Source organism: Rania fehmarnensis (assembly GCF_056494185.1).
This window is the reverse complement of the sequence record NZ_CM151398.1, coordinates 3317490-3337782: the sequence shown is the minus strand read 5'-3', so window position 1 is coordinate 3337782 and position 20293 is coordinate 3317490. Positions and strand designations below refer to the sequence as shown.

Here is a 20293-nt window from a genome sequence, read left to right as displayed (position 1 = left end):
TGGATGCCAGCGTGTCCGCTCTCCAAGATGTGCCGGTAATTCGTCCAAGAGGCCCGTCACTTCTTGATCTCGTCAAAGTAAATCACTAAACGCACTTCCTGTAGCCACCATCGTCAGACGGTGGATCCTCAGCACTCCGTATCCACCATCGTCAGACGGTGGACCCTCAGCACTCCGTAGCCACCTTCGCCAGACGGTGGACTCTCAGCACCCCGTAGCCACCGTCGCCAGACGGTGGATCCTCACCCCGACAAAATCCACCGCTTGGCAGCGGTGGCTACCCAGGGTCGCTTACGAAATCGCCTAGCCCATCACTGTGGAAACCGAGAATCAAGTCTGAGCTTAACTTCAATTTTCTAAGCACGTGGCCACGTGCTTAGTTGACCCAAGCGTTCCATTGCTGATCGACCCAAGTGTTTTCCAACGGCTTGTCCGTTACCAGGAAACGATAACGAGCCGAATACGGATGCTGTTTGTCGATCATAAATTCGCCATCCACACACGGGGCATAGACAAAGTAAGGTTTCGTGGGATGCAGGCGGGCCGGTTGCGGTGCGCGGAAGTTGCTGGGATGATCGAGCATGACGAGCGTCGCTGGTTGTTCTGACAACTTGCCACTAATAGCGACCCATTTGGCGTGCGCATGGTTGCCCGTAATACGATCTTGGCCGAGGCTGTTGGTCAGGATGTTGACTTCTTTGGGTTCATGCACCTCCCGACCACCACCGTCCGAGGGTAGCAGCCAACGCACATTGCCACGAAACGCAACGCCACCGTAGTGATACTTCTCGACTACCAGCGGATCACCGGTCAGCGCACTTTGGGTGGTCTGCAAATCGATCGCGTAATAACTGCCGTCAGTGGGTTGTATCGTAACTTTCCAGCGCTCGCGCAGTACATCGACCGGCCGGTCCATCATGGCTTGATGCAGAAGATCCACTTCGAAACTTACGCTGCCGTCACTGGCTTGATCGCTCGAGACCAACTGTTCATGAACCACTCGGCCTGTCTTGCCCGCCAGGTTCCAAAAGTCGATCGAAGCATCGCGAAACTTGGTTTTCACCCAAGCGGTAAAGATGCCGTGTTGATGCGCATGGTCAATCGGAAAAGCCGCGGTCAGCACCTGTCCCGAAGGTGTGAACACAGGATGTATAAATCCGCTGCGCTCGTAGATCTTGTCAATACCTTCGGGAGCCGATGGAGATTGAATGTTGTACACCAGAATAGGGTGATCGCCACGCCAGACAGTCAACTTGTCGGCCGTCGATTCGATGCGCAACTTGTGACTGGTGGTGCTGCCAACAGCGCCCGCGTTATCACCTTTAAGCGTCAGCAGGTAAGCCACTAGATCTGCGGCTTGCTGCGCCGTCATCTCCGCGACCATACCACTGGGCATCAGCGACTTCGTATCGATCTTACGTGTCTCAATGTCCTGGGCATCGAGCTTAACTTTTTCACCTTGGCTATTGATCAGCACTAACTGCTCATCCGTTTCGCTTTCCAGCAAACCGGTGATGACTTGCCCATCGGTGCGAATCACCATGTGGCTTTGGAATTTGGGGTCGATCACGCGATTGGGATCGACCAAGGACTCAAAAATCTGCGAAGCAGATTGCCGGCGGCCGATATCATCCAGCGCTGGACCAACTTGTCCACCAAGCTGCCCGACGCGATGGCACTTGGAACATTGCGATCTTGTTTGATCCATGAAGTAAGCCTTACCACGCTGGACATCGCCAGCCAGGTCCGCAATCTCAGCATACTGCGCGCCCGGACTCAAGCGACGTTGACGTTGGTTGGCTGGCAAGTGACCTTCGAACAGGCTGCTAATGAGCGGATCTTTGGAACGCGCCAGTCGTTGGACTCCTTGCGCACCGTTCTTCGCATCGTCGCGACCAGCTTTTGCACCATATCGCACTGTTAGATTTAGTGCGGCTTTCAAGCGTTGACTGCGAACTTCAACAGCATCGCTGGCATCGCTGGCTTCGATTTGTTTGGCCAATTGATCCATCAACTGATCAAGGGCACCGTCACCTGCGTATTCTTGCTTGGCAACTTCGGGGTCGAGCGATTCAATCCAACGGCTGATCGTTTCCAGGGCAGCGAAATCAACTTCGCGCGATCCGATGTGTGGCATGCGACCAGCGGAACTGGAGGCCATGCGATAGAACAGCGCGCTGCGGCTGGGCGATCCCGCGGCGATAATGCGACTTGGCTGAATTCCGAAATCGCCTTTCAGCGGCAACTTATCCACTGCTTGCATGGCTTCGACGGAATCTTGAATGCGCAAGCTCAAGGGCACACCAGCGCCCGCACCGTTCTGATGGCAGTGCGAACAGTTGACGTGCAAATACGCGCGCGCTTGTTGGGCGAGGTTGCCTTCATCGGCATGTAACGACGCGCGTACACATTGTTCCGGCGCAATCGTCTTATCAGCAGATTCTCTGGTGACCACAAACCCTTGGTCGACTAACTTCATCCATTGCGACTTCATACCCAGTTCGGGTCGATGCAATTGTTCCGGGCTGAAAGCCAACGTGGTTTCCGGCCAGGGATTGTGACACTGCATGCACTCGGTGCGACTGTGAATGCGCCAACGTTGGCCGTCTGAACCTGGCACGATGATTTCACTGCCGCGGGCATCCACCAGCGTGGCATCGGTTTGTTCTTGGTTCCAGGCATAACTGTAGCCGCGCCACAGCCGGCCATCAAAATGCAGGACCTGCGTTTCTAGTTTGACATCCTTGGACCGCCCGCTAGCCACACTGGCAGGCATAGTAAGTGTCTTGGCCAACACTGTACCGGCCGGATATTGCAGTCGCGAATTGAACATCGCCAACACGCCTACAGGTTGAGGATCGCGGTAGACGGTAACCGGCTCGGTGCCAGGAACTGCCAGGAAGTGGGTACCCACCGCCCCGTCTTGCCATTGAGGTTGATTGATGGAAAACCGCGTTACGCCTGCAGCCGGTTGCTGGCCAGCCACATCGGCAAAGATACCCGTCTCGGACAGCTTGCCTGGAAAACTTCGCGACGCGGCCAGCTCATTTTCGTAATTGGTATTCGGAACCAAACGAAACATGGTGGTGTTTTCCAAGTGATTAACAATCAGTGGTTCACCATCACGGTCCGGTTCAAAGGCAATGATCCGCAGTTGCCCACTGGCCACTTCGGTATGCGGCGAGTGATCGTCCAACGGCACCGTCCAAATGCGTCCATTGACCCAATCACCAAAGATGTATTGGCCAATGATCTCTTTCAGTTTCTCACCGCGATAAACAAAGCCACCCGTAACCGAAGCCGAATCGGCATGGGACATGGTGATCCGCGCTGGCAGGATCGGAGCTGGACCAATCGGTGCATTGGGTTGCAGCAGTTCATGACCTTCGCGCACCGCCCAGCCATAGTTACCTCCGCGCTCGATACGATGCACCATCTCCCACTTTTCCCAACCCACATCACCCAGCCACAACTGGCCTGTCGGCCGATCGACCGTGATGCGCCATGGGTTGCGCAAACCAAAGGCCCAAATCTCGGGTCGCACACCCGGTTTATCCAGAAACGGATTGTCAGCTGGAATTGTGTAGGGCTTGTCGCGCGTGGCCCCGCGCACGTCGATGCGCAGAATACTCGACAGCAAATCACTGCAGTCCTGTCCGGTATTCAGACCATCGGGTGGCACAGGTGAGGTAGCATCACCAGTACTAATCAACAGACAACCACTGTTATCAAATACCAAGTCACAGCCGTTGTGACCACCCACCAACCACTTGATGATCGGCACTTCCGTCTCTACATCGATCGTCGGCGGCTCAGTCCGACTGACTTCGAATCGCGACACTCGACTACCTTCTGGGTAAGGCGTGGCGTCGAGACTGTTGAAGATCATGCAGACGTAGATGAAGCGATTGTTCTTGAAGTCAGGATCGAAGGCAATCGAGTAGACGTTATCACAACCGCGCGTCTTGCTGGCATCGAAATTCTTGATGGCGCTTTTAAGATCCACGACCAGGTCCGCCTGCCTGGCGTCTTCGTCATGCGGAAAGCTCCAGATCTTGGCCCCCAGTTCGCAGACAAAGTATCGCTCGACATCGGGTTGCCAACGCATCTGCATCGGATCGGTGAACTTTACCTGCTTGAACGCCGGTTCAATCGTCAGCGGCAGCGGTTTTTCCGGTGTGCCCACAATCCGTGAGCCGGTCCACGCCACCGAACGCTTGGCAGGCGTCGAATCGGATTGAGCCCAACAAGTTGAATGCAAGTTCAACCACGAGCAAATCAGCCACAACCCAAGAGCAAAGACACGAATGGCCATAACAAGAGCCCGCATAAGAAAAGGGAGGGTCGACGAGGGTTAGTTCCGAGTAATAGTGTAAACCCTGGAGCGGAACAAAAAAAGCGAAGAGGTACTACTTTGGAGTGCTGTGGCGTAGGCACAGCTTTGATGTAAGCGTTGGCTGTTTCGCAGCCTGCACGCACGTTAGTTGTGCACGACCCGTAGTTCGTGCAGGCTGCGGTACGGTTTGGTTATTACATCAAAGCTGTGGCTAGCGCCACAGCACTCCGAAGTGCAGGCTGCGGTATGGTTTGGTTATTACATCAAAGCTGGGGCTTCGCCTCAGCACTCCAAAGCAGTTCCAGCGAATCACGATTGATCAAGCACTCGATCTGCTCGCTGCTCAAGCGGGGCAGGGCGGTGCCTTCGAGCATGTTATTCAAGCCACGCAAGCCACTAATCGAAGCATCTACGGTGGTGAACGGGTAGTCAGTGCCAAAGAGTATCTTGTCCCACACGCCATATTCTTGGACCAGCATCAGACTGTTGTAAAGTTGCCACGGACGATAGTGCAAGGCACTAATGTCGCTAAAGACATTCCGATGTTTGCGAGCCACGACGATGCACTCGCCTTCGTAGGGATGCCCCAAATGCGCCATGATAATCTTGACATCCGGGAACCGCGTGGCCACGGGATCGAGATGCCGCGGCAAGGTGCACTCGAGCGGTGCTTGGGCAATGAAGGTCGTGCCCGTATGCAAGAGCACTGGCAAACTATGACGCTGGGCATACTGCCAGAGCGGATCGAGCCGCGATTCGTCAGGCCGAAAACCTGCGTACATCGGCAACAGCTTGATGCCACGCAGACCCAACGCTTGGTGACCATGCTCCAGCTCGGACTGCCAGTCCGGCTGCGTAGGATCAACCGACAGGAAACCTAGCAGACGCTGCGGATCTTGAGCCACGTAGTCGGCAACATATTGATCATCGACCCACAACCCACTCAAACGAGCTTTACCACCAAAGACGACTGTCACATCCGCGCTGGCAGCCGTTTGCCGATACTCCGAATATCGCACCGTCAAGTCGACTTCCACTCCAGCTCGCGCTCGCTTGGCCTGAGCACGAAAATCATCGCTGAAATGCTCAGGATACGACCACGCGTGGCTATGGACGTCGACAATCACAGTTATCTTCCGCAGAAAGTGAGGGTGCCGTATGAATTAAGCGGTACTTGCTTCAAACGCAGATCGACTGTTGGCGTGGACAGACTATCGTCCTCCAAGCGAATGACCATGGCTTGCATTTTGTTATGCTTTGCAGAGTTACGCTTCCGCCGTGCTGGATGACGGCGGAAGGTCAGGCCAAGTTGTTTAGAGGGTGCTCCTCGCCTGGCGGCTGCGGGTTAAACGATCTGTTCGCCGTGGCGCTCGGTGCGATGCTACTTGAGCATGATCGAGTCGTTCTCTTCAAAGGTAGCTTCGCCCTCTTTGCCATTGAGACGATACTGGATCTTCAGCGTCTTCTTGGCATCGGGAGCCGGATCACCACCGAAGCTCTTGTTGTAACTCGGTGCGGGCAGTGGGATCACGGGCAAGTCACGCAACTGTTTGCGCAAGACTTCGGCCACATCGCGTTTAACGTCAGGCGTACCGTATTCCGCTTTGACGATCTCGACCTTAACCGGCTTTTGACCGATCTTATTCAAGCGCGTCTTCACTTCTTCGCTCTCAGGCAACTTGGCAGCGATCATCAATATGGCCCGCTGGACATCGTCTTTGACTACTGCGCTGGGCTGAGCGGCAATGGCTACGTCCATCATGGCTACGCTGGGATAACGTTCCATGACTTCAACCACCAACTGCTGCTCAGCAGGAACCTTGGTAAACTTCATCGCGTTACTAACCATTTCAACCCGTTGTTCTTCGGGCATCTGGAATTGACGCGCCAGGCGAATGTAACCCTTAACCGCTCGCGAGGTAAACGCATTGGCGGGTTGGCGCGAGAGTTCAAGCAACAGCGGCGCAGCCTCGGTGGTTGCCCAATTGCCCAGTAGGCGCGATGAAGCATCGCGAAGGGCATTCTCGTTACCCAGGAAAGCCGTACGCATGGCTTGTAACGCATTGTTACCGCCAACTTCAGCCAGAATTTCCAGCAGCTTGGTTTTCACCGCCGTGGGTTGACTGGCCATCGAGTCGATCAACTGCTTGGCAGCCGCTTCGCGATCAGCCATACGTACTGCCGCTGCGCGCAAGGCCTGCTGCGTGACAGGCAAGTCAGCGGGCGTCTTGGGCGAATTCAACCGCGTCACCAACATGCTCATGTCGGTCAGTTCAATCGTTTCCCCTAAAGCTGCCAAAGCGGCGTGACGCACCGATTGCTCGCTACTATCGAGCGCTTTGCGAAGTTGTTGCACCGCCTTCAATCGTCGTTGACCTACCAGGTCGATCAACAATCGCTGCGTAGTACCGGTCGATGAATCCAGCCGCGATAGGAGAGCTTTGTTGATCTCGTCGCCTTGTAGAGATGCAAGCGAATTCATGGCTGCATCGGAAACATCTTTGGTGGTCGATTGTGCCAGGTCCAGCAGCGTGGGCAGGCAAGTCGCGTCACCCAAACTCGCCAAGACTTCAGCCGCCGTTTGACGCACTGCATCATCACCACTCTTGGCCACGGCTAACACCGCGGGCAAGGCCGCTTTGTCACCGCGATCAGCCAGTGCAAACAAGAGTAGGGAAGCCAATTCCGGTTTGACCTTAGTTAATTGCCCTGTGAGGGCTTCGGTGACTTGGGGATTCTGCAACTCGCGTGCGACGGTCAGCCCCAAGCGTTGGATGGCCACGTCGGAGCTGGCAATCTGCTCCATCAATAGCGGCACAGCGTCACCGGTGCGGGCCAGAATCGCGCCGCGTGTGGCTTCCATGACACGTGGCTTGGCTACATCAGCCAAGCGAACTTCGTCATAGATTTCAGCCGCCGGACCAGCTTGTCCTTCGGCCAGGCGACGCTCGGCAACCAAGATGCAGCCTTCAGCCACAACCGATTTGGCTTCGCCCGAAGCGCTGGCGAACTTGGCTCGCAATAGTTTCTCCGACGCAGCATCTCCAATGCGTCCCAAGGCCAAGGCCGCGGCACCAGCAATATTAGCGTTGCCATCTTCTAGACGTTTACCCAGGGCTTCGACCGAGTCGGCATCGCGACGTACACCGATCGAGTTGAGCACCCCGATCAACAGCTTGTCGCTGAGCGATTGCGAAGCATCGCGCAGCACGGCCGCTGCTTCGGGACCTGGTATCGCTTCTAGCGCAATGCGTGCCCACGATGCCAATTGCTCGTCAGCCAGTAAGGGTGCCAGAGCGGCTGTTGACTCAGGGCCGCCATGCAAGGCCAACTCTTTACAGGCCATCGCCTTGTCCGCCTTGGGCTTGTCGGCGTTGCTGATCAAGGCGATCAGCTCTTTCTCTTTGGCCGAATCTCGCTGCTGTGCCCAAGCCGGCGCTGCAGAGTTGACACATACGAGTGCCAGCAAGCCACACAGGGCCGCACGTTTGATGATCTTTGTCATTCGCATAATGAATCTATCTTCGTTAGTTTTTTGTGTGTGATGAATGGATGATCCCGTTGAGCGCCCCAACGGAGCGGCTGATTGTTCAGCGCTTCTTGTAGTTGGGACGGAATTGACAGGCCGAGATTAAATGCGCCAAGGTTCGCGCAGAGCTTCGGAGCGCATGCGATTGGCGACTTCGTCGTTCTTGAATTCATGCTTGGCCAAATCGTACTCAAGCTTGCGGTTGAGCGCCAGCGAGATACCCAGCGCATGACAAGCGATGTGCGCGTAACACGCCGCAATAGCGTTGGTCTTGGGTTGCGAACGCGTCTTGACGCAGTTCAAGAAGTCACGCACATGGAAGGTGGCTGGATAACCATCGATCTCGGCCACTTTGCGACCTGCTAGCAGCGTGGGTGAACTTAGCACCATCTTGCCGCTATCGCCCGTTTCGATCCATCCATCAGAACCTTCGAAGCGCACAGGGCACGAGCCCAGTCCGATCCAGTCTTTCTCACGCATAATCAGCTCGACGCCGTTGGCATACTTGGCTCGCAGCTGTTCGTTCTCGATCGGGAAGTACTCGACAGGTGCTTCTTTATCAGCTCCTACAGCCCACTGACAGAGATCCACGCAGTGCGAGCCCCATTCCAGCACGCCACCGCCGGCCAAGCCGCCACCTTTCTCAAAGTTGAATCCATCGAGTTGCTTCTTGTTGAACGGACGCCAAGCAGCTGGTCCCAAGTACATATCCCAATCGACGATTTCCTTGTCAGGTGTTGGCTCTTCTTCCATCCAACCGCTCATCCAGGACTTGAGACCCATGGGGTGAGCGTAAACGCGTTGGAGTTTGCCCAAGCGTCCTGTGCGCGCCAGTTCACATGCGAAGGCAAAGTGCGGCAAGTTGCGGCGTTGTGTGCCAGCTTGGAAGATCCGACCCGTGCGCTGCATCGTCTCGGCCAAAATCAAACTCTGCGAAATGTTCTTGGTAACCGGTTTCTCGCAGTAAATATCTTTGCCGGCTCGCGCCGCATACATCGACATCGTGGCGTGCCAGTTCGGCCCAGTAGCGATCAACACCGAGTCAATATCTTTGCGATCCAGGATCTCGTGAAAGTCGATGTAGGTTTTGCAATCCGAGTTGCCATGGTGCTTGTCGGCCATCGCCTTAACGGCTTTGCGACGCGCTTCCTTGATATCGCAAACGGCGACGAACTGCACATCCGATTGCTCGAGGAAACAGGTCAAATCGTAGGTGCCACGATTGCCGATACCAATTCCACCGACCACGATCCGTTCGCTGGGAGCCACAGCTCCATCGCGACCCAGCGCGGTACTGGGAATCACAACCGGCGCTATGGCCGCTGCAGCACCCGTGGCCACAGTAGCTCGCAAGAAGCGGCGTCGATCCAAGCCAGATGCTCGTGTCATTGAGTTTGTCCTTCATCGATATCAAAGGTGGGAATTAGGGAAGAGGGCCGAGCGCAGAATCGTAGTTTAAGGCGCAGAGAGCCCAATTGCCACTCTAGAGAATTTCAAATCTCGATTTCGAATTTGAAATCTACTGGGCCAGCCGTAGATCGATCGCCTCCAGCGCGGCCCGGGCACCCAGCGGCAGGGCCACACCCGCGCGCGGAGCGTCGCAGTCGCGAGGATTGATGCGAATAACCGCCGCAGCTCGCCCCTCGCATTCAAACCGCACCGTAGGTATCGCCAGGCCCGCACCAATCTCGATCGCGATCAATCGACTACCACGATTATCTTTCAGCCACCGCTGATAAAGCGCAATCTGCTGCGAGTGGCGGCTATCGTCCCATTGCCAGTCTGAAAACATCAGAATGTTGGGCCGCGCCGTGCCACCACAATCAGGACACGCAGGCAGTTCGCCCCGCGCACGTATCGTCTGCAGATCGACGTCCACTTGCACCTGCTCGGCCGACCAAATCGCTCGACCACACTCTGCGACACACTGCAAATAGTGAATCGAACCATGCTGCTCGACCACGTGCTCGCTTTCGAAGCCAGCGCGGTGAAACTGGCCATCGACATTGGAAGTGAACACAAACGCATTGCCACTGACGCGCTTGAACCATTTAGCGAGAATCGCAAAACCCGCATGCGGCTGCGTCGTCCGGTAAAGATGCAGCCGGTGACCAAAGAACCCCCAAGCCAACTCGGGATCGGTGGTGAACCAATGCGGCGTCGACATCTCAGCAAACGCTTTGCCGCGGAAGACGGGATACGCTTTCCAAAAGCCTTCGGGACCACGAAAATCCGGCAGCCCCGAATCGACTCCCATCCCCGCGCCACAACCGATCAACAGTCCATCGGCCGAGCTGATCAGCTCGGCGGCTGCGTCGAGCTGGCAATTGGTATCGGACATTTTGGAATACGCTCTTGGTTGTAGCCGATCTCGCCAGAGATTGGATGATTGGACTTAAACGTAGCCGATCTCGCCAGAGATTGGATGAATTAACGTAGCCGATCTCGCCAGAGATTGGATGAATTAATGGTAACGCCTCCAAAGTCTGGCGACTTCGGCTACGGGATGAACTAAACGTAGCGCGTCCAAAGTCTGGCGACTTCGGCTACGGGATGAATTAAACGTAACGCCTCCAAAGTCTGGCGACTTCGGCTACGGAGGACGATTATTCGGCGGCTGGACGTGCGACGTTGGCCCAATGACCGCTCTGGTCGACACCGCGGACTTGCACACCTTTCTCGTTCCAACCTAGCGCCGCATGTACATTGGCAGCACAATAGCGAATGGTTAGTGCGCAGCGTCGTCGCGTGGAGTCATTAACTTCTGAACCATGCAGCAACAGATCCGAATGAATCGAGGCTGAACCTGCCTTGAGTGGATTCCACACTACGTCGCCATATTGTTCGGCATTGTCGATCGTTTGGTTGAGCACGTTGTGATCCGATGAGCTACTGGGTCGGTAGGTCATGTGTCCATGATGATGACTGCCGGCGATGAACTTCATGCATGCGTTCTCGGCATCCGCATCATCGATCGCCAGCCAGACGGTCACGGCTTTCGATGGCGACAGCGGCCAATAGCTGGCATCTTGATGCCACGCCACTGCTTTGCCATCGCCCGGCATCTTGCAGAAGAAGTGGGCTCCCCAACCGATCACGTTCTCACCCAGCAGATCGCTGACCAGGTCCACAATGCGTGGATTGGTCATGATGTCATGCACGGGCCCATATTTCATATGTGCCGAGCTGATCGAATAACTATTGCCACCGGCGGCTACCACGCGCGATAGCAGATCATCAAAGTAAGCGCGAATCGCATCGATTTCAGCCGTTGAGTAGATCTCCAGAGGCGCGACATAACCGCGTCGATTGAAGTGATCGACTTGCTCGGCCGTCAGCACTTTGGGACTGGCATTTTCGGTTGGATAGAAGTGCAAATCGCGATCGAGGGCTTGCAGTTCGGCTTCGGAAGGTGTGATGGCAAACGATTTCATCGGGAGCGCCTTTTACATTGAAGATCTGAAGTTTGAGACTGTTGATTTCCTCGCGACCAATACCTGGCCGAGATCGAGATATGCTGAGCCATGGCTTTAACAGCAGCGGTTCGATCGCGTTTGCGCAGGGCTCGCACGATTGTCAGATGCTCTCGAGCTTCTTCGGCCAGCCGATCGCCATCTTCGCGTTCTTGTTCATCCATCCAAGCCGCATCGCGCAGTGAACGAAACAATCGCGCCAGGCGTGAGAGTTCCTTCTGCAGAAACGCGTTACCGCAGTAAGTTGCCACCAGGTCATGTAACTGGGTGTCGAGCGCTTGGGCGCGTCGAATCTGCCGCACGTTTTTAATGGGAGCTTTGGCCAGTTGCAAGAGTTCGGCATCCAGTTCGCGCAGCTGGCCAGGCGGAATTCGCCCGATCGCCCCACGCACCGCTTCGCATTCCAGGGCGCGGCGGACGCGGCAGACTTGCCGAATTTCGCTGGGCGAAAAAGCGTGAATGGTTGCGCCGCGATTGGCAGCCAGGTCGACAACGCCAATTCCAGCCAGCTCCGCCAGCGCTTCGCGCACAGGCGTCAAGCTTACGCCCAGCATTTCGGCCACGTCCTGAGTCACCAGCCGGTCGCCACCGCGCAGCTGCCCCGACACAATCCGCTCCAGGATGGCTGCCACCACCGTTTCACGCTTGTCGCCATGCGCCACTGCCAGTTTCTTCGCCACGCTAATACCCCGCCCGTAAAATATATAAGTCACGATCGATTATATACAATCTTGGAGAGGTTGTCACCTCCCCCGCGCAGCGGGGGAGGTCGCAGACGAGGCGTTCAGCCGATGTCTGCGGGAGGGGGCAATGCACCAGGCAAGACTCAGCCGGTACTAACCACTCGCACCGCCAAGACCCCTCCCGAATCTCGCTTAGGCTCGATTCGACCTCCCCAAGGCAAAGCCTTGGAGAGGTCACCGATCACACCGTGCTCACAAACTGCCGAATATCTTTTTCAAGCGCAGCCAAGCGATCCTGTAGCACCTGCTTCTGAGCAGCGACCTGCGAGAGGGCCACCGGCGCACCGGCAGCGAAGGTGTAGAATTTTACTTTTGGCTCGGTACCCGATGGACGCACGGCGAAGTAATTGCCATCTTCGGCCAGGTCGAGCATGACCATATCGGCCGGGGGCGCGTCGAGCTTGGCGGCGGAGCCACCCAGCGGCGTAACGGTGAGCGCTTTGTAATCGCGAACGGCGGCCACAGCGATGCCACCGAGCTCTCGGGGCGGCCGTGCGCGAAAGGCGGCCATTAGCTCACGCATTTTGCTCATGCCTTCGCTGCCTTCCATTTGCACATTGACCAGCGACTCTTCGTGTACGCCATGCTGAACAAACAACTCATCCAACCGCTGATGCAGTGACTTGCCTTGCTCTTTCCAATAAGCAGCCATCATGGCCATCAGCATGCATGCCACGGCTCCATCTTTGTCGCGCACGTATTGACCAATCAGATAGCCATGCGATTCTTCCGTGCCGAATACAAAGTCGTCGGGACCCACGTCATCCATTACACCTGCAATCCATTTGAAACCCACATGCAAGTTGCCTTCGCAGCGCACGCCATAACTGGCAGCCACTTTGCGAATCAATTCCGTAGTGACCAGCGTCTTGATGACATACGACTTGGCTGACAATTGGCCATGCAATTTCATCTGCAAACAGACGTAATCGGATAGCAGGGCACCCAGTTGGTTACCGCTGAGCGTACCCCACGGACCAGCGATATCGCTACCCAGTGGAGCGGCACAGCCCATGCGATCACAATCGGGATCGGTGGCCAAAATCAATTCGCCCCCGGTGGCCTTGGCCGATTCGATGATCTTGTCAAAGACGTGCTTGTTCTCAGGGTTGCTGACATGCCCAGGCACATTCGGAAAATCGCCGCTGGGTTCAGCATGCGGACCATAAACCGTCACATCAATGAATCCGGCTTTGGCCAGCAGCGGCATAACTGCAAAAGCGCCCACGCCATGCAGCGGTGAATAGATAAGTTTCAGTTGGCGTGGACCTGGCCAGGCAAACTGACTGGCCGCAGCCAGAAAGGCTTCATCGATCTCCTGGGTCACGATCTCTACGTTTCCGGCTGCCAAGGCCGCGGCGAAATCCGTGAGCTTGATCTCATCGACGTTCATCACTTGATCGATGATGGCTTTATCATGCGGCGGCAAGACTTGTCCGCCCGTGGACCAATAAACTTTCACAGCATTATCGCTAGGAGGATTGTGACTTGCCGTCACCATGATGCCGCAATCACAATGCTTGTGACGCACTGCAAACGAGAGTTGCGGAGTCGCGCGATAGTCGTCCAAGAAATAAACTTTGAAACCATTGGCAACCATGATCGAGGCACACAGCTCGGCAAAGTGTCGCGACTTGTGGCGAGTGTCGTAAGCGATCGCGCAAGCCGGTTGGGATGTACCGCTGCGTTGGCTGAGCACATAAGTGGCCACGCCTTGAGCGCTCTCGCCGATGGTGCGATCGTTGATCGAGTTGGAGCCGTAGGGAGCCATTCGGCCGCGTCGGCCACCGGTGCCGAAGGGAATGATCGTCCAGAAAGCATCGTCCAACTGCTGCCACTTGCCGGCCTGGATATCAGCCAGAATCTGCGGTCGGTAATCTGCATATCGAGATTCCTCCAACCAGACTGTCAAATTTTCAAGCGCAGATGCGCTCAGACGCTGATCGGCAACCGCGGCTTGCGCGGCCACCAGGGCTGATTGGACGTTCATTTTAGAGCTATTGACCTTACAAAGACCCATCAAAAAATGCTGAGTGGGAATTGTAAGGTGTGCTGTTGGAACATGGTAGTCACCTCTCCCAAGCTTTGCTTGAGACGGGGGTGGCATGCTCAAGCAGAAGAGGCCGTCGGACTTCCTACTCCTACTCGAAATGCGAGTAGGAGTAGGAGTAGGAGTAGGAACAATAGCCAACAGTGCATGGAGCGGCGTCACCTCTCCCAAGCTTTGCTTGGGGGAGGTCGGAGCCAGCGTCAAGCTAGGCTCCGGGAGGGGGCGGCATACCGCAGGAGAAGAGGCCGCAGCAAGTTCTCGTACTGGTTCTCGAAATAAAAGTAGTCACCGTCGCCAGACGGTGGATGCGCTGCCCCTGACTATCCACTGCTTGGCAGCGGTGGCTACAACCAGGAGTACAACTAACTTCGACCTCCCCAGGCTTCGCATGGAGAGGTAACGCTGAGCAGATGGCTGCGTGTGACATGGCCTTGCAAGATTTCTTCGATGAGGATCATGCCTTCACCGTCGCGGTAAGCCAAGTAGACATCGGTACCGGCAGCTGTGTAGCTTTGCGCCCACTCATAAGCGACGGCTCGATCGGTGCCAGGCTGGGGCAAGCTTTCGTAAACACGCAGCTGCGGTCTCGGGCTTAGTTCATACAAGGAGGGCAGGAACATGCTCCATCCATGGGTGCACGCGGTGGTTTCAATCACCGCGCAGTATTGTTCGAAAGTCATAGCAATTGGGAGGGTATTTCAGGCGGGAACGGACCGAGGGGAGGTCAGGTAGTTAGCAGCGTAAGGGATTGAAAACTTGGAAACAAGATGGGTACCGGAAACAAGAAGTAACCAGGACGCGAAAAAAGAAAACAAAGTGGTAGTTTCAGGATGCGGCCCACAACTGTATCTAGGAAACTTCCATTTCCCGCCTATCCCCGCCTTGCAATTTTAAATAGAATTTCACCTGAAACAGCATATTGCTGGTTTCTATTGATGCCATTAAGTCCGTGCTGGTAATCCTCATACTAGACGTGATCTGATTGGCACCATGAGATTCTTTACCACCCCCTCTGGTAAGAAGACGAATAATAATGGCCCGATTGTTGACTGTGCGCCAGCAGCAGGTGTACGAGTTTATCCAGGAACGTATTTCGCTTAGGGGTTACGGCCCCACGGTTCGAGAAATCGGCGAATTTCTAGACATCAAGTCTCCTAACGGAGTCATGTGCCATTTGAAAGCTCTCGAGCGCAAAGGCATGATCAGTCGAACTCGCAATAAGAGTCGATCTATCGAACTGACCGAACGTCAGACGCGCGAAAGTCACATCGGACTGCCTGTACACGGTCAAGTTACACGTGGAAAGTGCAACTTGTTTAAGGCTCCCAAGTCGGTCGATGTCATCAGCATGATTCAACGTCCCGAACGCTACTTGCTGCAGTACACCGGCGATGATTTGCGTGATTACGCGATAGCCGATGGTGACATCCTGATCGTCGAACATGCCTCGGCCAGCGACAACGGCACGCTGACTCTAGTCAAGAACAGTCACGGCGTCATCGAATTGAAACCACAGGCCGACGCCACCGAAGCGGTCTGCTTGCCTATCCACATCGATAGCCATGACACTGGCACTCCATCACCAACTGTCTCTGCCGATGGCAACCACGCGATCACCAGCGAAGTGATTGAAAGCGAAGTGATTGGCATCGTGGTTGGCATCGTGCGTCCCCACCAGCCAGGCGTGGCCAACCACCGGCCTCACTTCACGATGCACTCCGCAGTGTCGTAGTTGCGTTTTGAAGTACTCCTACTCCTACTCCTACTCGTACTCCTACTCGCGACCAAATTTCGAGCACGAGCACGAGCACGAGCACGAGCACGAGCACGAGCACGAGCACGAGCACGAGCACGAGCACGAGCACGAGTAGGAGTAGGAGTAGGAGTATTCCACAGGCTGGAAGCCCAAGCCACTTTGCGGTACGATTAGGACGTCACGGGCGGTGGTGGTTGGGGACTTCTAGTTTTCAGTGGCGGAACGATCTTGAATTTTGATCGCGTTTGTATCGAGGCCATCGGTTTTCACTTGCCACCTGTCGTTGTCTCGTCGCTGGATATCGAGCGGCAACTGGCACCGACCTACGAGCGACTGCGATTGCCCGAGGGGCGACTAGAGTTGATGAGCGGCATTGCTGAGCGTCGCTTTTGGGAGCCAGGCACGCCTATTAGTGACCCGAGCTGCAAATCGGCGGCGGCCGCTTTGGAACTAGCGGGCATCTCGCCTCAGGATGTGGGCTGCTTAATCCATGCCAGCGTATGCCGCGATTATCTCGAACCCGCCACCGCCTGCCGAGTTCATGCAGCTCTGGGGCTGACCAGCGATTGCTGGGTGCACGATCTATCCAACGCCTGCTTGGGGCTGCTGAGCGGTATGACGCAAATCGCCAATCTGATTCAAAGCGGAGTGATCAAAGCGGGAATTGTGGTGGGCACCGAAAGCGCTCGTAACCTGGTCGAAGCCACCATCGCTGCGCTCAATGCCGATACGACCTTGACGCGTCAGTCGATCAAGCCCTCGTTTGCTTCACTAACCATCGGGTCGGGCAGCTGCGCTATTTTGCTGTGTCATCGAGACCTGAGCCATACCGAAAATCTACTGTCCACCTCGGTTGCCCGCGCTGAGAGCCAACATCATCAACTGTGTCAGAGTGAAGGCGACCGAGCGGGCACATCTATGCAACCGCTGATGCAAACCGATAGCGAACAATTGCTGCATGCAGGTGTCGGCGTCGGTAAACGCACCTTCGAAGCCCTGCTGGCCGAGTCAACTCTGACGCGTGACCAATTCGATCGGACGGTGTGCCATCAAGTTGGCCAGGCTCATCGCCGACTGATGCTCGACACGCTGGCACTGAGCACCGAAACCGATTGTTCGACTTTCCATTGGCAAGGGAACACCGGTTCTGTTGCATTACCCAATGCACTCGCGGCGGGTATTCTCAGCGGATCGATCTCGGCCGGACAACGCGTAGCGCTGTTGGGCATTGGATCTGGCATCAATTCGGTCATGATGTCAACGCAATGGAATCGCCCACAGGTTGCCGGAGAGCTGGATGAAAACGCACGCCAACACCTCGGGATCGAACCTGCCTCCCGAACCGCCAAACTCGTGGCAGCGACTTAGCGAGTCCACGTTGTCAGTTGAAGCGATTCGTCAAGTCGACGAGCGGGCCATCAGAGAGTATCACATGTCTTCTCTGGTCCTGATGGAAAACGCCGCCCTCGGCTGTGTTCAATGGCTGTTGCACAATTGCCCCGCCCGCCGGCCAACCACAATTCTATGCGGACGCGGTAACAACGGCGGCGATGGCCTGGCCATCGCGCGGCACCTGCGCGTCTTGGGTTGGCCGGTAACAGTAGTGCAACTCGGCCCGCTAGATCAACTCACTAGCGATGCTCGAGCCAACTGGAACATTCTCACCGCGCGGCACAGCCGAGGCTGTTGGGTCGTCGACAGCCGCCGCGACGGGACAGCTTCGCAGTTACAAGGCGATGACTCTGCGGTTAACAAAGCGATCGACTCTGCCGAGCTGATCATCGATGCCATGCTGGGCTCGGGCGCGAGGGGAACGCCGCGAGCCCCGCTAGCGGACTGGATTATGCGAGCCAACGCCTCGGGCGCTCAGCGGGTGGCGATCGATATTCCAACCGGACTGGATGCCACCACCGGCCAACCTGCGCCTGTCACGTTTCGCGCCTCAGCTACGCTCACCTTCGTCGCCCGCAAACCGGGCTTCAACATGGCTGCCTCGCAACCATACGTCGGCCAGTTAGTCGTATTACCCATCGGAATACCCGTGGAGTTGATCGAAGAACTAACGGCCTAAACCACCGTGGAGTACTGCGGCGTGAGCCTCAGCTTTGATGTAATAATCCAACTGTACCGCAGCCTGTACGAACCACTAGTCTTAAACGTCACCGAGTGCATTCAGGCTGCGGGACAGTCAACGCCTACAACTAAGCCGTGGGCGTTGGCCCCGGTTTTTGAGTGCCGTGGCGCGAGCCACCTTGGAGTACTGCGGCGTAGCCATAGCTTTGATGTGCTAACCAAACTATACCCCAGCCGGCACGTGCTAGGTGACTCCAAACATTCAGAGCGACTCAGGCTGCGGCTGGAGACTTCGCTTACATAAAAGCGGTGCCGCGGGCACCGCACTCCAAGGGACCAGTCGTTGGCAGATACTTGGGTTAAAGGGTGCTGAGCGGCTGGGGACAGCCGCTCTACTCCAAGGTGCTTAGTTGAGCAGATCTTCTAACTTGGCCAAGGCTAACATCAGCTGGTGCCAGTGTGCGATCAGTTCGAAAGTATCCAGCTCGACGGAGTCGTCGCGATCGAATCCGCGTTCGTTGACTTTGACGGTGTTTCCCAAAACCATGATGCCTTGAACCAGAGCTACATCGCTCTTCTCTTCAGCGGACAGTTCCACATCGTCGTACACGGGAACGACTTGTTGCATGATCTTGTGCACGGTCCAGAGCGCTGCCTTCTCTTGATCATCGGCTGCTACAACTTGACGCACAGTGCCGCTTTGAATGTAGTACTTGGCCATGGTGTCGACTTCCTTGCTTGATTTTTCGGGGGGTTGTTGGGGGCTCGATTGTGTTGCCCTGACGCCCATAGTTATCGCAAGCCTGCGGACAACTTCGGTCACGCCTGGCCGGAATTTGGCGGAATGTGAGTTTTTCACGGAACTGCCTTGCTATATTGGCAGAGCCTTTTTATGACCATTGCACGACATCGATGACACACCACGGCCCGCGCGGAGAGTTAAATCAGTGATCAACTTTCGAACCGCCGAACGTATGGGATCATGGCAGTGGGCCGTCAGCTTTATGCTCCTGGCCGCCACCATGATCAACTACATGGATCGGCAAACCTTGGCCAACCTGGCGCCGCGCATCACGAAGCAGTTTGATCTGTCGCAAGAACAGTACGGTAACTTGGAGCAGGTCTTTGCTATTGCCTTCGCCTGCGGGTCACTGGTGTGGGGCGTGCTAGCCGACATCGTGCCCGTGCGCATCCTCTATCCGCTGGTGCTGCTGGCCTGGTCGGCTGTCGGTTTCGTCACCGGACTTTCCAATGGCTACGACTCTTTGTTTTATTGCCGCGGTGCACTGGGCTTTTTCGAATCAGGTCATTGGCCATGTGCACTGGTCGTTACCCATTCGATTCTCAGCAGCCGTAATCGACCACTGGCCAACAGCATCTTGCAAAGCGGTGCCTCGTTGGGTGCGATCATTACCCCGCTCATCATCCTGGGTATGGTCAGTGGCAATACGGCTCCCGAAGCCTGGCGGCCGCCATTCTTGATCATTGGGAGCGTCGGCATCGTGTGGGTCATCGCCTGGTTCGCGATCGTCCGCAAAGATTCGATGCCCTCGGCAACTGAGCGTAGAAACGCAGCACCCAGCCCGCTGCCCAATTCACAGCGTACATCGGCACCAGATAGCTATACCGATCGTTCGAGCAATCCCTATCAACCGGCCGATGCCGCTCAGCCGGCCGCGCGCAGCCTGTTGAGCATCGTCATGAACCGCAAGTTCTTGGCCTTGGTATTGATGGTGGTGTCGATCAACATTGCCTGGCAAATGATTCGCGCTTGGTTGCCCAAGTTCTTGCAAGAGGGCAGGGGGTACAGCGAAACCACTAGCCTGACATTCATGTCGGCTTATTACCTGGCCACCGACGTCGGCTGCATCCTGGCGGGTGCCGGTGCGCTGGCCTTGGCCAGGCGCGGACTAACTGCCCACTCATCGCGGTTGGTTGTTTATGGAGTCTGCGCGCTGCTGTCGTCGCTAACGGTCGCCGCATCGATCTTGCCAGCCGGCATCCCGTTTCTGAGCATCCTGCTAATCGTCGGCGCAGGCACGCTGGGTTTGTTCCCGTGTTACTACTCGTTCACCCAAGAAGTCGATGCTACACGCGTCGGCAAGATCACCGGCATCTTGTCGTTCTTGGGTTGGATCCTGTCGGCACCCGTGCATCCATATTTCGGCGCCATCGTCGACCGGACCAAATCGTACGATACGGGCGTGGCCTGCGTGGGACTGGTGCCGCTGATTGGACTGGTCGCCATGCTCGTGCTGTGGCCGAAACACCCGGACGAAAAGATTGATGATTGATGATTGATGATTGATGATTGATGATTGATGATTGATGAT

At 56.0% G+C, this 20293-nt stretch carries 14 protein-coding genes; 4 read left to right on the top strand and 10 right to left on the bottom strand.

Annotated features, from left to right (window positions below):
- Nucleotides 1-376: 376 nt before the first annotated feature.
- From SH573x_RS11390 to SH573x_RS11350, 9 genes are all read right to left on the bottom strand, one after another.
- The gene (locus SH573x_RS11390; RefSeq protein WP_479355094.1) at nt 377-4315 is read right to left on the bottom strand and encodes a DUF6807 family protein; all 3939 of its coding nucleotides are present in this window, start codon (nt 4313-4315) and stop codon (nt 377-379) included.
- A 284-nt stretch (nt 4316-4599) separates the two neighbouring features.
- Nucleotides 4600-5463, bottom strand: coding sequence for an amidohydrolase family protein (locus SH573x_RS11385; protein WP_479355092.1), 864 nt, complete (start codon nt 5461-5463; stop codon nt 4600-4602).
- 254 nt (nt 5464-5717) lie between these two features.
- Entirely contained in the window at nt 5718-7847 is a 2130-nt protein-coding gene (locus SH573x_RS11380; RefSeq protein ID WP_479355090.1) for a HEAT repeat domain-containing protein, read from the bottom strand.
- A gap of 120 nt (nt 7848-7967) precedes the next feature.
- Complete coding sequence (locus SH573x_RS11375; protein ID WP_479355088.1) at nt 7968-9254, bottom strand: Gfo/Idh/MocA family protein; 1287 nt, start codon at nt 9252-9254, stop codon at nt 7968-7970.
- A gap of 130 nt (nt 9255-9384) precedes the next feature.
- Entirely contained in the window at nt 9385-10206 is an 822-nt protein-coding gene (locus SH573x_RS11370) for an SIR2 family NAD-dependent protein deacylase (protein WP_479355086.1), read from the bottom strand.
- 265 nt (nt 10207-10471) lie between these two features.
- Nucleotides 10472-11299 carry a phytanoyl-CoA dioxygenase family protein gene (locus SH573x_RS11365; RefSeq protein ID WP_479355085.1) on the bottom strand — a complete coding sequence of 276 codons (828 nt, stop codon included), beginning with the start codon at nt 11297-11299 and terminating at the stop codon, nt 10472-10474.
- Nucleotides 11296-12018, bottom strand: a complete 723-nt coding sequence (locus SH573x_RS11360; protein WP_479355083.1) for a GntR family transcriptional regulator — start codon at nt 12016-12018, stop codon at nt 11296-11298. Before SH573x_RS11360 ends, SH573x_RS11365 begins: the two co-directional genes overlap by 4 nt.
- Nucleotides 12019-12262: 244 nt before the next feature.
- Nucleotides 12263-14071 (bottom strand): phospho-sugar mutase, encoded by a 1809-nt coding sequence (locus SH573x_RS11355; protein ID WP_479355081.1) that lies wholly within the window; start codon nt 14069-14071, stop codon nt 12263-12265.
- Nucleotides 14072-14493: 422 nt separating this feature from the next.
- Nucleotides 14494-14811, bottom strand: coding sequence for a hypothetical protein (locus SH573x_RS11350; protein ID WP_479355080.1), 318 nt, complete (start codon nt 14809-14811; stop codon nt 14494-14496).
- Between the two features lie 353 nt (nt 14812-15164).
- On the opposite strand from SH573x_RS11350, the gene SH573x_RS11345 reads away from it, so the two are divergent.
- The 3 genes from SH573x_RS11345 to SH573x_RS11335 all read left to right on the top strand — a co-directional run bounded on the left by SH573x_RS11345 (nt 15165) and on the right by SH573x_RS11335 (nt 17958).
- Nucleotides 15165-15863, top strand: coding sequence for a LexA family protein (locus SH573x_RS11345; RefSeq protein WP_479355078.1), 699 nt, complete (start codon nt 15165-15167; stop codon nt 15861-15863).
- Nucleotides 15864-16115: 252 nt separating this feature from the next.
- Nucleotides 16116-17255: a 3-oxoacyl-ACP synthase III gene (locus SH573x_RS11340; RefSeq protein ID WP_479355077.1), complete on the top strand. Its 1140-nt coding sequence runs from the start codon at nt 16116-16118 to the stop codon at nt 17253-17255.
- Entirely contained in the window at nt 17185-17958 is a 774-nt protein-coding gene (locus tag SH573x_RS11335) for an NAD(P)H-hydrate epimerase (RefSeq protein ID WP_479355075.1), read from the top strand. Before SH573x_RS11340 ends, SH573x_RS11335 begins: the two co-directional genes overlap by 71 nt.
- A 408-nt stretch (nt 17959-18366) precedes the next feature.
- Here the strand turns inward: SH573x_RS11335 and SH573x_RS11330 are convergent, their stop codons facing one another.
- Nucleotides 18367-18681, bottom strand: a complete 315-nt coding sequence (locus SH573x_RS11330; RefSeq protein WP_479355074.1) for a hypothetical protein — start codon at nt 18679-18681, stop codon at nt 18367-18369.
- 226 nt (nt 18682-18907) lie between these two features.
- On the opposite strand from SH573x_RS11330, the gene SH573x_RS11325 reads away from it, so the two are divergent.
- A complete protein-coding gene (locus SH573x_RS11325; protein WP_479355072.1) occupies nt 18908-20254 on the top strand; it encodes an MFS transporter in 1347 nt (448 codons plus the stop codon).
- Nucleotides 20255-20293 lie beyond the last annotated feature (39 nt).

Bases quoted from the DNA above. Each gene is read 5' to 3' on its own strand.
- SH573x_RS11390 (WP_479355094.1), bottom strand. From the start codon at position 4,315: ATGGCCATTCGTGTCTTTGCTCTTGGGTTGTGGCTGATTTGCTCGTGG.
- SH573x_RS11380 (WP_479355090.1), bottom strand. From the start codon at position 7,847: ATGCGAATGACAAAGATCATCAAACGTGCGGCCCTGTGTGGCTTGCTG.
- SH573x_RS11375 (WP_479355088.1), bottom strand. From the start codon at position 9,254: ATGACACGAGCATCTGGCTTGGATCGACGCCGCTTCTTGCGAGCTACT.
- SH573x_RS11370 (WP_479355086.1), bottom strand. From the start codon at position 10,206: ATGTCCGATACCAATTGCCAGCTCGACGCAGCCGCCGAGCTGATCAGC.
- SH573x_RS11365 (WP_479355085.1), bottom strand. From the start codon at position 11,299: ATGAAATCGTTTGCCATCACACCTTCCGAAGCCGAACTGCAAGCCCTC.
- SH573x_RS11355 (WP_479355081.1), bottom strand. From the start codon at position 14,071: ATGAACGTCCAATCAGCCCTGGTGGCCGCGCAAGCCGCGGTTGCCGAT.
- SH573x_RS11350 (WP_479355080.1), bottom strand. From the start codon at position 14,811: ATGACTTTCGAACAATACTGCGCGGTGATTGAAACCACCGCGTGCACC.
- SH573x_RS11345 (WP_479355078.1), top strand. From the start codon at position 15,165: ATGGCCCGATTGTTGACTGTGCGCCAGCAGCAGGTGTACGAGTTTATC.
- SH573x_RS11335 (WP_479355075.1), top strand. From the start codon at position 17,185: ATGAAAACGCACGCCAACACCTCGGGATCGAACCTGCCTCCCGAACCG.
- SH573x_RS11330 (WP_479355074.1), bottom strand. From the start codon at position 18,681: ATGGCCAAGTACTACATTCAAAGCGGCACTGTGCGTCAAGTTGTAGCA.